The sequence below is a fragment of the Streptomyces sp. HUAS MS02 genome (genome assembly GCF_055702265.1).
The window spans coordinates 3691046-3704007 of record NZ_CM146747.1 but is presented as its reverse complement, the minus strand read 5'-3'; the positions used below and the strand labels follow the sequence as shown (position 1 = coordinate 3704007).

General features: G+C 72.2%; 14 protein-coding genes. 10 read left to right on the top strand and 4 right to left on the bottom strand.

The window, feature by feature from the left end:
* Nucleotides 1-6: 6 nt before the first annotated feature.
* On the top strand, nucleotides 7-537 hold the full coding sequence (locus ACZ9QC_RS15670) for a hypothetical protein (RefSeq protein ID WP_472920703.1): 531 nt from the start codon (nucleotides 7-9) through the stop codon (nucleotides 535-537).
* Here the strand turns inward: ACZ9QC_RS15670 and ACZ9QC_RS15665 are convergent.
* From ACZ9QC_RS15665 to glmS, 3 genes are all read right to left on the bottom strand, one after another.
* Nucleotides 509-1966, bottom strand: a complete 1458-nt coding sequence (locus tag ACZ9QC_RS15665; RefSeq protein ID WP_472920702.1) for an NAD(P)H-hydrate dehydratase — start codon at nucleotides 1964-1966, stop codon at nucleotides 509-511. The genes ACZ9QC_RS15670 and ACZ9QC_RS15665 overlap by 29 nt on opposite strands.
* A gap of 208 nt (nucleotides 1967-2174) precedes the next feature.
* A complete protein-coding gene (locus ACZ9QC_RS15660; RefSeq protein ID WP_033528399.1) occupies nucleotides 2175-2546 on the bottom strand; it encodes a holo-ACP synthase in 372 nt (123 codons plus the stop codon).
* An 84-nt stretch (nucleotides 2547-2630) separates the two neighbouring features.
* The gene (glmS, locus tag ACZ9QC_RS15655) at nucleotides 2631-4478 is read right to left on the bottom strand and encodes a glutamine--fructose-6-phosphate transaminase (isomerizing) (RefSeq protein WP_472920701.1); all 1848 of its coding nucleotides are present in this window, start codon (nucleotides 4476-4478) and stop codon (nucleotides 2631-2633) included.
* Between the two features lie 255 nt (nucleotides 4479-4733).
* Between glmS and alr the strand changes: the two genes are divergently transcribed.
* The 3 genes from alr to tsaE all read left to right on the top strand — a co-directional run bounded on the left by alr (nucleotide 4734) and on the right by tsaE (nucleotide 7893).
* On the top strand, nucleotides 4734-5894 hold the full coding sequence (gene alr, locus ACZ9QC_RS15650) for an alanine racemase (protein WP_472920700.1): 1161 nt from the start codon (nucleotides 4734-4736) through the stop codon (nucleotides 5892-5894).
* Between the two features lie 198 nt (nucleotides 5895-6092).
* Nucleotides 6093-7340: an alpha/beta fold hydrolase gene (locus ACZ9QC_RS15645; protein WP_472920699.1), complete on the top strand. Its 1248-nt coding sequence runs from the start codon at nucleotides 6093-6095 to the stop codon at nucleotides 7338-7340.
* Nucleotides 7306-7893 (top strand): tRNA (adenosine(37)-N6)-threonylcarbamoyltransferase complex ATPase subunit type 1 TsaE, encoded by a 588-nt coding sequence (tsaE, locus tag ACZ9QC_RS15640; protein WP_472920698.1) that lies wholly within the window; start codon nucleotides 7306-7308, stop codon nucleotides 7891-7893. Before ACZ9QC_RS15645 ends, tsaE begins: the two co-directional genes overlap by 35 nt.
* Nucleotides 7894-8364: 471 nt before the next feature.
* On the opposite strand, the gene ACZ9QC_RS15635 is transcribed toward tsaE, so the two are convergent.
* On the bottom strand, nucleotides 8365-8925 hold the full coding sequence (locus tag ACZ9QC_RS15635; RefSeq protein ID WP_472920697.1) for a hypothetical protein: 561 nt from the start codon (nucleotides 8923-8925) through the stop codon (nucleotides 8365-8367).
* Between the two features lie 124 nt (nucleotides 8926-9049).
* Between ACZ9QC_RS15635 and tsaB the strand changes: the two genes are divergently transcribed.
* The 6 genes from tsaB (at nucleotide 9050) to ACZ9QC_RS15605 (ending at nucleotide 12961) form a co-directional block, all read left to right on the top strand.
* Nucleotides 9050-9715, top strand: a complete 666-nt coding sequence (gene tsaB, locus ACZ9QC_RS15630) for a tRNA (adenosine(37)-N6)-threonylcarbamoyltransferase complex dimerization subunit type 1 TsaB (protein WP_472920696.1) — start codon at nucleotides 9050-9052, stop codon at nucleotides 9713-9715.
* Nucleotides 9712-10224, top strand: coding sequence for a ribosomal protein S18-alanine N-acetyltransferase (gene rimI / locus ACZ9QC_RS15625; RefSeq protein WP_472920695.1), 513 nt, complete (start codon nucleotides 9712-9714; stop codon nucleotides 10222-10224). The genes tsaB and rimI overlap by 4 nt, the downstream gene beginning before the upstream one ends.
* 2 nt (nucleotides 10225-10226) lie before the next feature.
* Nucleotides 10227-11360, top strand: coding sequence for a tRNA (adenosine(37)-N6)-threonylcarbamoyltransferase complex transferase subunit TsaD (tsaD, locus tag ACZ9QC_RS15620; protein WP_472920694.1), 1134 nt, complete (start codon nucleotides 10227-10229; stop codon nucleotides 11358-11360).
* Entirely contained in the window at nucleotides 11357-11617 is a 261-nt protein-coding gene (locus tag ACZ9QC_RS15615) for a hypothetical protein (RefSeq protein ID WP_472920693.1), read from the top strand. The genes tsaD and ACZ9QC_RS15615 overlap by 4 nt, the downstream gene beginning before the upstream one ends.
* A gap of 190 nt (nucleotides 11618-11807) precedes the next feature.
* Nucleotides 11808-12656, top strand: a complete 849-nt coding sequence (locus tag ACZ9QC_RS15610) for a helix-turn-helix domain-containing protein (RefSeq protein WP_472920692.1) — start codon at nucleotides 11808-11810, stop codon at nucleotides 12654-12656.
* Entirely contained in the window at nucleotides 12653-12961 is a 309-nt protein-coding gene (locus ACZ9QC_RS15605; protein WP_472920691.1) for a DUF397 domain-containing protein, read from the top strand. The genes ACZ9QC_RS15610 and ACZ9QC_RS15605 overlap by 4 nt, the downstream gene beginning before the upstream one ends.
* Nucleotide 12962 lies beyond the last annotated feature (1 nt).

The window sequence follows — 12962 nt, the reverse complement described above, 5'->3', positions numbered from 1 at the left end:
AACGCGATGAGACGTATGAAGCCCTGGTGGGAGCGGCAGGCTCTGGGTGCCCTGGTCATCATCGCCGTGACGGGAACTGTTCTCGCCGCGTTCCCGACCTTGAGGGACGCGGCCATCTGGAAGCTCGCGTTTCTTGTCATGCTCCTCTGCATCGCCGTGTTCGCAGGACGCGCGCAGATCGTTCCGCTCGTGCGCTACGACCAGGACACGCTCGTCGTACGCAACAGCGCCCGCCGCTACGAAATCCCCTGGACGGCGCTGCGCGCTGTGAACTGGGACGACAGGACCGGCCTCAGCCTCACGCTGGAAGGAGACCGCACGGTCGAGGTTCAGGCGTTCAGCCGCTGGCCGTCCTTCGGTCGTCACCGCCGGGTCATCGACGAACTGGAGCGGATGCGACCGCGACAGGCGGAGCCGGAGGCCGGAGACGTCACTGTGACACCGGTGCCGCCCGTGGTGGAACTGGTCTTCTTCGCGTCGACCGCAGTCCTGATCATCGCGTTGCTCGTCAAGGGCGGTGCGGCACTGTTCTCGTGACGTCCCGCCAGGCCGCCGGGATCGACTCCGCCACGTCGTGGGCGCCCGTCGGGGCGCCGTTCGCGGCGTAGCGGCCCGCCAGGCCGTGGAGGTAGGCCGCCGTGCTCGCCGCGTCCAGGGGGGAGAGGCCGGCTGCCAGGAGGGAGCCGGCCAGGCCCGAGAGGACGTCGCCGCTGCCCGCCGTCGCCAGCCACGGGGTACCGGTGGGGTTCGCGCGGACCGGGGCGGTGGGGTCCGGGGTGGCGACGAGGGTGGTGGAGCCCTTGAGGAGCACCGTGGCGTCGTAGGCGCGGGCCAGGTCGCGTACGGCGGTGAGTCGGGCGGACTCGACCTCCTCCCGGGTGATGCCCAGGAGCGCGGCCGCCTCCCCCGCGTGCGGGGTCATCAGGGTCGGGGCCTGGCGGGTGCGGACCGTGTCGCGGTCGGCCAGGCGGAGGCCGTCCGCGTCCAGCAGGACCGGGACCTCCGAGGCGAGGGCCTCGGCGACCGGGGCCGGGTCGTCGCCCGCGCCGGGGCCCGCGACCCACGCCTGGACCCGGCCCGCCTTCTTCGGGCCCGTGTTCGAGACGAGGGTCTCCGGGTAGCGGGCGAGGACCGCTTCGGTGGCGGCGCCCACGTAGCGGACGGCGCCCGCGCCGCCGCGCAGGGCGCCGGCGACCGCGAGGACCGCCGCGCCCGGGTAGCGGGACGAGCCCGCCGCGATGCCCACGACTCCCCTGCGGTACTTGTCGCTCTCGCCGGTGGGGCGGGGGAGGAGAGCGGCCACGTCGGCGTGCTGGAGGGACTCCAGGGCCGGGGTGGGCGGGAGCGTCTCCGCCAGGCCGATGTCGATCAGACGGACCGAGCCGGCGTACTCGCGGGCCGGGTCGATGAGGAGGCCCGGCTTGTGGGTGCCGAAGGTCACGGTGAGGTCGGCGCGGACGGCTGCGCCGTGCACCTCGCCGGTGTCGGGCTCGATGCCGGACGGGAGGTCGACGGCCACGACCAGCGCCCGTGCCGATGCGGCGAGTTCGGCGAGCGGCGCGGCGTCGGGGCGGAGGCCTCCCTTGCCGCCGATGCCGACGATGCCGTCCAGGACCAGGTCGGCCCGGTGGATGGCGTGGGTCGCCTCGTGGGGTGGGAGTACGGTGCCGCCCGCTCGACGCAGGGCCCTCAGGGCGGCGGGGTGGGTGCGGTCGGGGGTGAGGAGTACGGCGGTGACGCCCGCGCCGCGCCTTGCCAGGCGGGCGGCGGCGTACAGGGCGTCGCCGCCGTTGTCGCCGCTGCCGGTGAGGACGACGACGCGGGTGCCGTAGACCCGGCCGAGGAGGTCGGCGCAGGCGGTGGCGAGGCCGGCGGCGGCGCGTTGCATCAGGGCGCCGTCGGGGAGGCGGGCCATGAGGGTGCGTTCGGCTGTGCGGACGGTTTCTACGCGGTGGGCTGAGCGCATGCGACGAGTGTGCCTTGTTCTTGGGGCGGTTGGGGGTGGCTGGGGGGCCGTTGGGTTTACGGGCGCCCTCTGCTGTAGCTGGGCGGGGGTGGGTCCCGCCGCTCGGCGGTTACGAGGCGCCGCCTGCGCCCACCCGTGCCGCCCCGCGGCACGATTGCCCGCAGGAGGGGGGAAGGGAGGAGGGGGACACCTTCACCCCCTCACCTCCTCACCCCTCTGCGATCACCACCGCCGACGCCACGCCCGCGTCGTGGCTCAGGGAGATGTGCCAGGACTGGACGCCCAGTTCGGAGGCGCGGGACGCGACCGTGCCGGTGACGCGGAGGCGGGGCTGGCCGGACGGCTCGACGTACACCTCCGCGTCGGTCCAGCGCAGGCCGCTCGGCGCGCCGAGGGCCTTGGCGAGGGCCTCCTTCGCGGCGAACCGGGCCGCCAGGGAGGCGATGCCCCGGCGCTCGCCGCTGGGGAGGAGCAGTTCGCTGGGGAGGAAGAGGCGGTCGGCCATGCTGGGCGTGCGCTCCAGCGAGGCACGGAAACGGTCGATCTCGGCGACGTCGATGCCGACTCCGATGATGGGCATGATCCGCACCCTAGTCGCAGCCGGCCGCCGCCCCGGTCTCAGCCGGATGCCGCCCCGGCCCCAGTGCTCCCGGCGGAGGCCGTATCACTCCACCGTCACTGACTTCGCCAGGTTGCGCGGCTGGTCCACCTCGTTGCCGCGGGCCGTGGCCAGTTCGCAGGCGAAGACCTGGAGGGGGACCGTGGCGACCAGGGGCTGGAGGAGGGTCGGGGTCGCCGGGACGCGGATCAGGTGGTCGGCGTAGGGGACGACCGCCTCGTCGCCCTCCTCCGCGATGACGATCGTGCGGGCGCCCCGTGCGCGGATCTCCTGGATGTTGGAGACGATCTTGTCGTGGAGGAGGGAGCGGCCCGCCGGGGAGGGGACCACGACGACCACCGGGAGGTCCTCCTCGATCAGGGCGATCGGACCGTGCTTCAGTTCGCCCGCCGCGAAGCCCTCCGCGTGCATATAGGCCAACTCCTTGAGTTTCAGGGCGCCTTCCAGGGCGACCGGATACCCCACGTGGCGGCCCAGGAACAGCACCGTGTTCTTGTCGGCCAGGGTGCGGGCCAACTCCCGTACCGGCTCCATCGTTTCGAGCACCCGCTCCACCTCGCACGAGATCCGGGAGAGGTCGCGGATCACGGCGCGGATCTCGTCGCCCCACTTGGTGCCCCGTACCTGACCGAGATACAGCGCCACCAGGTAGCACGCCACCAGCTGGGTGAGGAACGCCTTCGTCGAGGCGACCGCCACCTCGGGGCCCGCGTGGGTGTAGAGGACCGCGTCGGACTCGCGGGGGATCGTCGAGCCGTTGGTGTTGCAGATGGCGAGGACCCGGGCGTCCTGTTCGCGGGCGTGCCGCAGCGCCATCAGCGTGTCCATGGTCTCGCCGGACTGGGAGATGGCGATGACCAGGGTGCGCGGGCCGAGGATCGGGTCCCGGTAGCGGAACTCGCTCGCCAGCTCCACCTCGCACGGGATCCGGGTCCAGTGCTCGATGGCGTACTTGGCGATGAGGCCCGCGTGGAACGCCGTACCGCACGCGACGATGACCACCTTGTCCAGCTCGCGCAGTTCCCGGTCGGGGATGCGGACCTCGTCCAGGGAGAGCGAGCCCGCCGCGTCGATCCGGCCGAGGAGCGTGTCGGCGACCGCCTTGGGCTGCTCGGCGATCTCCTTGAGCATGAAGTAGTCGTAGCCGCCCTTCTCCGCCGCCGACGCGTCCCAGTCGACGTGGTACGAGCGGACGTCGGCGGGGCGGCCGTCGAAGGTGGTCACCGTCACACCGTCACGGCGCAGTTCGACCACCTGGTCCTGGCCCAGCTCGATCGCGGAGCGGGTGTGGGCGATGAACGCGGCCACGTCCGACGCGAGGAAGGCCTCGCCCTCGCCGACGCCGACCACCAGGGGCGAGTTGCGGCGGGCGCCCACGACCACGTCCGGCGCGTCCGCGTGCACCGCGACCAGGGTGAACGCGCCCTCCAGACGGCGGCACACCAGTCGCATCGCCTCCGCGAGGTCGTCGCAGGAGGAGAACTCCTCGGCGAGGAGGTGGGCGACGACCTCGGTGTCCGTCTCGGAGGTGAGGGTGTGGCCCCGCTCGGCCAGTTCGGCGCGCAGCGCGGCGAAGTTCTCGATGATGCCGTTGTGGACGACGGCGACCCGGCCCGCGTTGTCGAGGTGCGGGTGGGCGTTGGCGTCCGTGGGGCCGCCGTGGGTGGCCCAGCGGGTGTGGCCGATGCCGGTCGATCCCGCCGGCAGCGGGCGGCCGACCAGCTCCTTCTCCAGGTTGACCAGTTTCCCGGCCTTCTTCGCGGCGGCGAGGCCCCCGTCGGCGAGCACCGCCACGCCGGCGGAGTCGTACCCGCGGTACTCCAGCCGCTTCAGTCCGGCGAGGACCACGTCGAGGGCGGACTGCGAGCCGACGTATCCCACGATTCCGCACATAGCAACCCCTGTGTTGTGCCGTGTTGTGCCGTTTGCGACCTGTCGTGTGTCGTGGGTGACTGTACGTGACAAGGGGGTGGCGGGTGAATGAGGCGGGTTCGGGGCGGGTTCGGGGTGGGCTCGGGGTGAGGGCTGCGTCGATCGCGGGCTGTACGTGCTTCGTGGCCTGTCGCGCCCACGCGGCGGAGCCGCATATCGATACAGCCTCGCGCCCCTGCGGGGCGCGTCGGTGCCCAATGCGACACTGGGGCTGACATGAGTGAGACAGCACCTGTGCCGCACGCGCCCCTTCGGGCCCGGGCGGAGATCGATCTGGATGCCCTGCGGGCCAATGTGCGGACGTTGCGCGCGTCGGCCCCGGGCGCCGCGCTGATGGCCGTGGTCAAGTCCGACGCCTACGGCCACGGCGCGGTGCGCTGTGCGCGGGCGGCGGTCGAGGCGGGGGCCACCTGGCTGGGGACGGCCACGCCCGAGGAGGCGTTGGCGCTGCGCGCGGCCGGGCTTTCGGGGCGGCTGATGTGCTGGCTGTGGGCGCCGGGCGGTCCCTGGCGCGAGGCGGTCGAGGCGGATCTCGATGTCGCGGTCAGCGGGTTGTGGGCGCTGCGGGAGGTCACCGACGCGGCCCGGCAGGCGGGCCTGCGCGCCCGGGTGCAGCTCAAGGCCGACACCGGGCTCGGACGCAACGGCTGCCAGCCCGAGGACTGGCCGGAGTTGGTCGCCGAGGCGCTGCGCGCGGAGGCCGAGGGCCTGGTGAAGATCACCGGGCTCTGGTCGCACCTCGCGTGCGCCGACGAGCCGGGGCACCCCTCCATCGACGCCCAGCTCACCCGCTTCCGCGAGATGGTCGCGTACGCGGAGGGCCGGGGCGTCCGCCCCGAGGTGCGGCACATCGCCAACTCGCCCGCCACGCTCACCCGGCCGGACGCGCACTTCGACCTCGTACGGACGGGTATCGCGGTCTACGGCATCTCGCCCAGCCCGGAGCTGGGCAGCTCGGCCGACCTCGGGCTGCGGCCGGTGATGCGGCTCAGCGCCTCGCTCGCGCTGGTCAAGCACGTCGCCGCCGGGCACGGCGTCAGCTACGGGCACCACTACGTCACTCCGGGCGCCACGACCCTCGGTCTGGTCCCCGTCGGCTACGCGGACGGCATCCCCCGGCACGCCTCCGGCAGCGGGCCCGTCCTGGTCGGCGGCAAGTGGCGCACGGTCGCGGGTCGGGTGGCCATGGACCAGTTCGTCGTCGACCTCGGTGGGGACGAACCCGCCGTCGGCGACGAGGTCGTGCTGTTCGGCTCCGGGGACGGCGGCGAACCGACCGCCGAGGACTGGGCGAAAGCGGCCGGGACCATCGCGTACGAGATCGTCACGCGCATCGGAACCCGCGTCCCGCGCGTCTACGTCAACACGGGTGAGTGAGCGGGCGCGGAGGACCGGGGCCCGTGAGGATGGACATCCCGGGCAGGGCAGCTGAGCACGAGCAAGGGCACGAGCAGAGGCACGAGTAAGTGCCCTGAGCACGTACATGAGTATGTGAAAGACGAACGAGACGGGTAACTCCGTACAGGCGTGCGGAGCGAGAGTGGTACCGAACAGGTCGGCGAAGAGGAGCGGGATGTGAGCGAGAGCAGCGCCGAGGCCGTGGAGGCCGTCGCGAGCGCGGCCGCCGCCACGGCCGCTGCCGGCGACGGGATCTGGCGCAGAGCCGGGGTCGCGGGGGCGGCGATAGGCGTCGTCGCGGCGGGCGCGGCGGCCGGTGTCGCCATAGAGCGGCTCACCGTCGGGCGCGGCATGCGCCGGAAGGCCCGTCTGGCGCTCGACTCCACCGGCCCGTACGGGGCGCTGCGCGGCGTCCCCGCCAAGGCGGTCGCCGACGACGGCACCGAGCTGTACTACGAGGTCGACGACGTCGAGGCCGAGGCGGGTCTCTCGCCGCGCAGGCGCCGCCTGTTCGGCCGCAAGGCCCCGGCCCCCGTCACCGTCGTCTTCAGCCACGGCTACTGCCTCAACCAGGACTCCTGGCACTTCCAGCGGGCCGCGCTGCGCGGTGTCGTGCGGACCGTGCACTGGGACCAGCGCAGCCACGGCCGTTCCGGGCGCGGGGCCGCCCAGGTGGAGGAAGGGCGGCCGGTCACCATCGACCAGCTCGGGCGCGACCTCAAGGCCGTCATCGACGCGGCGGTGCCCGAGGGGCCCATCGTGCTCGTCGGGCACTCCATGGGCGGCATGACCGTCATGGCGCTGGCCGCGCACTACCCGGAGCTGATCCGCGAGCGGGTCGTCGCCGTCGCGCTGGTCGGTACGTCCTCGGGGCGGCTCGGCGAGGTCAACTTCGGGCTGCCCGTCGCCGGCGTCAACGCGGTGCGGCGGGTGCTGCCGGGGGTGCTGAGGGCGCTCGGGCAGCAGGCCGCGCTGGTGGAGCGGGGGCGGCGGGCGACCGCCGATCTGTTCGCCGGGATCATCAAGCGGTACTCGTTCGCGTCGCGGGACGTCGACCCGGCGGTCGCGCGGTTCGCCGAACGGATGATCGAGGGCACCCCCATCGACGTCGTCGCCGAGTTCTATCCGGCGTTCACCGAGCACGACAAGACCGAGGCGCTCGCGACCTTCACCGAGCTGCCGGTGCTCGTGCTGGCCGGGGTCAAGGACCTGGTCACACCGAGCGAGCACAGCGAGGCCATCGCCGATCTGCTGCCGGACGCGGAGCTGGTGCTCGTGCCGGACGCGGGTCATCTGGTGATGCTGGAGCACCCCGAGGTGGTGACCGACCGGCTGGCCGACCTGCTCACCCGCGCGGGTGCCGTGCCGGCGGGAGCTACCGTAAGTGGTTATGGAAGCGCCAGCAGCACCGCACGTCCCGGGTGAGTCCGGGTCCTCCAGTTCCCTCGGTTCCTCCAGTTCCTCCAGTTCCTTCGGGTCTTCCGGGTCTTCCGGGGTGCCTCTTCAGATCACCGTCCAGTCGCCCGACCAGATGCTGGAGCTGGGCCGTCGCCTGGCCAAGCTCCTGCGTTCGGGTGATCTCGTGATGCTCAACGGGGAGTTGGGCGCCGGGAAGACGACGCTCACCCGGGGGCTCGGTGAGGGGCTCGGGGTGCGCGGGGCCGTCACCTCGCCGACCTTCGTCATCGCCCGGGTCCACCCGTCGCTCGGGGAGGGGCCGCCGCTCGTCCATGTCGACGCGTACCGCCTGGGCGGTGGGCTGGACGAGATGGAGGACCTCGACCTCGATGTCTCGCTGCCGGATTCGGTGATCGTCGTCGAGTGGGGCGAGGGCAAGGTCGAGGAGCTGACCGACGACCGGCTGAATGTCGTCATCCACCGGGCGGTCGGGGACACGACGGACGAGGTGCGGCATGTGACGGTCACCGGACTGGGTGAACGGTGGGCGGCCGTGGAGCTCGGAGTGCTGTCCGCGTAACTGCTGGTGGACGTGGCGTCACGGGCTGTCGGCCCGGCGGTCGGCCCTGCCGTCTGTCGGGCTGTCGTCTGTTCCGACAAGCTGTCGGCAAGATGTTGCGTTGGTCGTCCTCGGCGTGGTCACATGGTAACCAGTCCTTGGTTAGGTGTACCTAACTTGGTTGCCGTGGCACCAGGAGGCGTCCATGCCGACAACAGAGCGGGTTCCCTCCGGGGCGGGCGGGGTGTCGATGCGGGACCTCTTGGCTGCCTGTGCGGCGGCGAAGGCGGTGTCCACACCGCCGGCGGCTCCGCGGGCGGCTCCGCCGGTCAAGCAGGAGGGGCGGGGGCCTGGGGGTCGAGGGTGCCCCAAGGCTGCGTAGACGTCTGCGCCCCGGGTGGGGTGGAGCGATCGTCGCGCGGCTGCGGGTGGGTGGGGGCTCGTCGCGCAGTTCCCCGCGCCCCTGAGTGGAGCGGCGGCTGAAAGGGCCCCCTACTCCACCACGACCACCTTCGTGCCGATGCCTGCGAAGAGCCACATGGCCTTGCCGTCCTTGCGGGACTCTCGGATGCCGCCCGTCTTGGTGGTGGGGTCGGGGCGGGGGGTGGAGCCGTCGACCGCCGCGCTGAAGCCCACCGAGATGCCGTCGACCGAGGCGAAACGGACGACGTGTTCGATCGGAGTGCCGTCCGAGCCGGTGATGGCGGCCGAGCGGGACGAGACCGTGTACGTGGCGGGGGTGGGGTCGACCGTGCTCGGGGTGACCTCGAACGTGCGAGTGACCTTCTCGTTGGCGCCGACGAGCCAGACACGGTCCTCGTCGAGGGAGTAGACGACCCGCTCGCCGCTGCCCGAGTTCTCCGGGAGGGCCTCGTCGGTGTCCTTCTCCTGCTTGCCGGGAGCCTTGGACTGCTTGGCCTTCGGAGACTCCGATGCGGACGGTTTCCCCAGGTCGTCCGGCGCGTTCGCCGACGCCTGGTAGGTGAGGAAACCGACTGCGGCGATGGCCGCCGCGGTGAGCCCGGCCACGAATCCCGAGCTGCTACTGGCCACCTTCTGCGCCCACCTCTCGTACCCACGTACGCCCTTGAAGTACGTCTGTGCTGTGACGGTAGCAGCAGGGGGAGCGTGCACCGGGTCGGCCGTGGCCCGGGCCGAAGCGCCGTAGGCTGTTTGCGTGCTCTTGCTCGCTCTGGATACCGCCACCCCCGCCGTCACCGTCGCGCTGCACGACGGGACGGACGTCGTCGCCGCGTCGAGCCAGGTGGACGCGCGACGCCACGGAGAACTCCTGCTGCCCGCCGTCGACCGGGTCCTCGCCGAGGCGGGCACCCGCCTCGACGCCGTCACCGGCATCGTCGTGGGCATCGGTCCCGGCCCGTACACCGGGCTGCGCGTCGGCCTCATGACCGCCGACACCTTCGGCCTCGCCCTCGGGGTCCCCGTCCACGGCCTGTGCACCCTCGACGGGCTCGCGTACGCGGCCGGTGCCGAGGGGACCGTCGAGGGGCCCTTCGTGGTCGCCACCGACGCCCGGCGCAAGGAGGTGTACTGGGCGCGGTACGAGGACGCGCGGACGAGAGCGACCGAGCCGGCCGTCGACCGGCCCGCCGAGATCGCGGACACGGTGGCCGGCCTCCCCGCCGTGGGGGCGGGCGCGCTGCTGTACCCCGACACCTTCACCGACGCCCGCGCGCCCGAGCACGTCAGCGCCGCCGCCCTCGCCGCGCTCGCCGCCGAACGGCTCGCGGCCGGCGAGGAACTGCCGGCGCCCCGGCCGCTGTACCTGCGCCGGCCCGACGCGCAGGTCCCCAAGAACTACAAGGTGGTCACCCCCAAGTGACGACCCCGGTGCTGCGCGAGATGCGCTGGTGGGACATCGAGCCCGTCCTGGAGCTGGAGAAGGACCTCTTCCCGGAGGACGCCTGGTCGCGGGGCATGTTCTGGTCGGACCTCGCCCACGCGCGGGGCCCCCACGCCACCCGGCGGTACGTGGTGGCGGTGACCCCGGACGAGAACGGCGACGAGCGGATCGTCGGCTACGGGGGGCTCGCCTCCGCCGGGGACACCGCCGACGTCCAGACCATCGCCGTCGCCCGGGAACACTGGGGCACCGGCCTCGGCGCGCTGATCCTCACCGAGCTGCTGCGGGCCGCCACCGCCTTCGAGTGCGCCCAGGTGATGCTCGAATGCCGGGTCGACAACGTCCGCGCCCAGAAGCTCTACGAACGCTTCGGCTTCGAGGCGATCGGCTTCCGCCGCGGCTACTACCAGCCGGGGAACGTGGACGCGCTGGTCATGCGCCTCAACGACCCTTCCACATCCGTACAAGGAACCGAGATCAATGGCTAGGGATGGCAAGGTCAATGGCTGACGAACCGCTGGTCCTGGGGATCGAGACCTCCTGCGACGAGACCGGCGTCGGCATCGTGCGCGGGACGACCCTGCTGGCCGACGCGATCGCGTCGAGCGTCGACGAGCACGCCCGGTTCGGTGGCGTGGTGCCCGAGGTCGCCTCCCGGGCGCACCTGGAGGCGATGGTCCCGACCATCGACCGCGCGCTGAAGGAAGCGGGGGTGAGCGCGAAGGACCTGGACGGGATCGCCGTCACCGCGGGGCCGGGCCTCGCGGGCGCGCTCCTGGTGGGCGTCTCGGCCGCGAAGGCGTACGCGTACGCGCTGGGCAAGCCGCTCTACGGGGTGAACCACCTGGCCTCCCACATCTGCGTCGACCAGCTGGAGCACGGGGCGCTGCCCGAGCCGACGATGGCGCTGCTGGTGTCCGGCGGCCACTCCTCGCTGCTGCTGTCGACGGACATCACCTCGGACGTCCGGCCGATGGGCGCGACCATCGACGACGCGGCGGGCGAGGCCTTCGACAAGATCGCGCGCGTGCTGAACCTCGGGTTCCCGGGCGGGCCGGTCATCGACCGGTACGCGAAGGAGGGGGACCCCGCGGCCATCGCCTTCCCACGCGGGCTGACCGGGCCCCGCGATCCCGCCTACGACTTCTCCTTCTCCGGGTTGAAGACCGCCGTGGCCCGCTGGATCGAGGCCAAGCGGGCGGCCGGTGAGGACGTTCCGGTGCGGGACGTCGCCGCGTCCTTCCAGGAGGCCGTGGTGGACGTGCTCACCAGGAAGGCCGTAAGGGCCTGCCGGGACGAGGGCGTCGACCACCTGATGATCGGCGGCGGTGTCGCCGCCAACTCCCGGCTCCGCGCCCTCGCCCAGGAGCGCTGCGAGGCCGCCGGCATCCGACTGCGGGTGCCCCGGCCCAAGTTGTGCACGGACAATGGGGCGATGGTGGCCGCGCTGGGCGCGGAGATGGTCGCGCGGGGGCGCGCCGCTTCGGACTGGGACCTGTCGGCGGACTCGTCGCTGCCGGTGACGGACCCGCATGTGCCGGGGACCGCGGCCGGGCACGCGCACGGCCACGGGCATGACCACGACCACGTTCACGAGGTCAGCAAGGAGAACCTGTACTCGTGACCGTCGCGCTGATGTGGGAGGCGCGGGCCGTGGCCGGGCGGGGGGAGGAACTCCTCGCCTGGGCGCGGGAGCGGGTCCAGGAGCTTCCCGTACGGCCGCTGCGGCGCGAGACGTTCCGGGCTCCGCAGGACCGGGTGCTGGTCATCACGTGGTGGGACGCGGAGTACGACGCCGAGTTGCCCGAACTGCCGGAGCCGGGTGGGGAGTTGGTCACTCGGGCCGTGCACCGGTGGCGGTTCGAGTCGCTGGGGGCGTGAGCCCGCGTCGGTGCCGGCGTTCGCCGAGGCGGTCGAAGGCGTGGAAGAGGACGGGTAGGCAGGCCAGCGGGACGCCCAGGACGGACCCGGGTGCCGTCGGGCGCGTGGAGTCATGGGTCCGCGTGTACTGAGGGGGGAGTACGCGGCCGTTCGATGGACGGTACCGTGAGCGGGTCGTCACTCTGGGTTGATGGTGCACGGTGTGGAGTGGGCTGCGCAGGGGCCGGGTGGTGAGCCCGAGTCGTCGGACAGCATGCGGGCGTTCGGGGCGGTCGTCCAGGCGCTGCGGGAGCATGCGGGGTTGAGCCGGGAGGAGTTCGGGGCGCGCGTTCATCTGTCCAAACACTCGGTGGCTTCGATCGAGTTGGGGCGACGGCTCGCGGACCAGCGGTTCGTCGAGCTGGCGGAGGAGGCCACGGGCAACACGGGGGCGGTGCGGGGCGCGTTTCGGCATATGGCTCGACAGCCGGGGTTGGCGGCGTGGTTCAGGATGTGGGCAAGGCTTGAGCGCGAGGCCGTGAGCCTGGACACCTACGAGTGCCGCATTCTGCCGGGGCTGTTGCAGTCGGAGGCGTACGTCCGGGCCGCGTTCTCCAACAACATTCCGCTGGTCGGCGAGGAGGAGATGGAGGAGCAGGTGCGCGCGCGGATGCAGAGGCAACAGCTTCTGAGCGAGCGCACCGGCACGTCGTTCAGCTTCATCATCGACGAGGCCGTGCTGCGGAGCCGCCTCGGCGGTTCGGCGGTTATGAGCGACGCGCTCGACCACGTCCTCGCCTGCGCGGACGCGCGTAACGTGCAGGTCCAGATCATGCCGATGGGCTACGAAGCGCACGCCTGCCTCGCGGGGCCTCTCCGACTGTTGGAAACCGAGGACGGCAGACGGTACGCCTACGCCGAAGGGCAGCAGCACGGCCAGCTGATCGCGGACGTAAAAGAGGTCGTTACCCTTGGCCAGCGGTATGCCACACTGCGTTCGCAGGCCCTTCCGCCAGGTGACTCCAAGGACCTGCTCAGGGACATCCGAGGAGCGCTATGAGCAATGACCTCACGTGGTTCAAGAGCAGCTACAGCAGCCCGCAGGGCGACAGCTGCGTCGAAGTCGCTCTGGAATGGCGCAAGTCGACGTACAGCAGCCCGCAAGGCGACGACTGCGTGGAAGTCGCCCTTGGCTGGTGCAAGTCCAGCTACAGCACGGACCAGGGGGACAGCTGCATAGAGGTCGCCCCCACCCCCACCACCATCCACGTCCGCGACTCCAAAGACACCACCCGCCCCCACCTCGGTCTCGGCCCCGCCGCCTGGACCGCGTTCGTCGCGCACGCCGCGGCCCAGGCGGACTGAA

Bases quoted from the DNA above. Each gene is read 5' to 3' on its own strand.
- alr (WP_472920700.1), top strand. From the start codon at position 4,734: ATGAGTGAGACAGCACCTGTGCCGCACGCGCCCCTTCGGGCCCGGGCG.
- ACZ9QC_RS15605 (WP_472920691.1), top strand. From the start codon at position 12,653: ATGAGCAATGACCTCACGTGGTTCAAGAGCAGCTACAGCAGCCCGCAG.
- ACZ9QC_RS15610 (WP_472920692.1), top strand. From the start codon at position 11,808: ATGGTGCACGGTGTGGAGTGGGCTGCGCAGGGGCCGGGTGGTGAGCCC.
- tsaD (WP_472920694.1), top strand. From the start codon at position 10,227: ATGGCAAGGTCAATGGCTGACGAACCGCTGGTCCTGGGGATCGAGACC.
- tsaE (WP_472920698.1), top strand. From the start codon at position 7,306: ATGGAAGCGCCAGCAGCACCGCACGTCCCGGGTGAGTCCGGGTCCTCC.
- ACZ9QC_RS15665 (WP_472920702.1), bottom strand. From the start codon at position 1,966: ATGCGCTCAGCCCACCGCGTAGAAACCGTCCGCACAGCCGAACGCACC.
- ACZ9QC_RS15670 (WP_472920703.1), top strand. From the start codon at position 7: ATGAGACGTATGAAGCCCTGGTGGGAGCGGCAGGCTCTGGGTGCCCTG.
- ACZ9QC_RS15660 (WP_033528399.1), bottom strand. From the start codon at position 2,546: ATGCCCATCATCGGAGTCGGCATCGACGTCGCCGAGATCGACCGTTTC.
- glmS (WP_472920701.1), bottom strand. From the start codon at position 4,478: ATGTGCGGAATCGTGGGATACGTCGGCTCGCAGTCCGCCCTCGACGTG.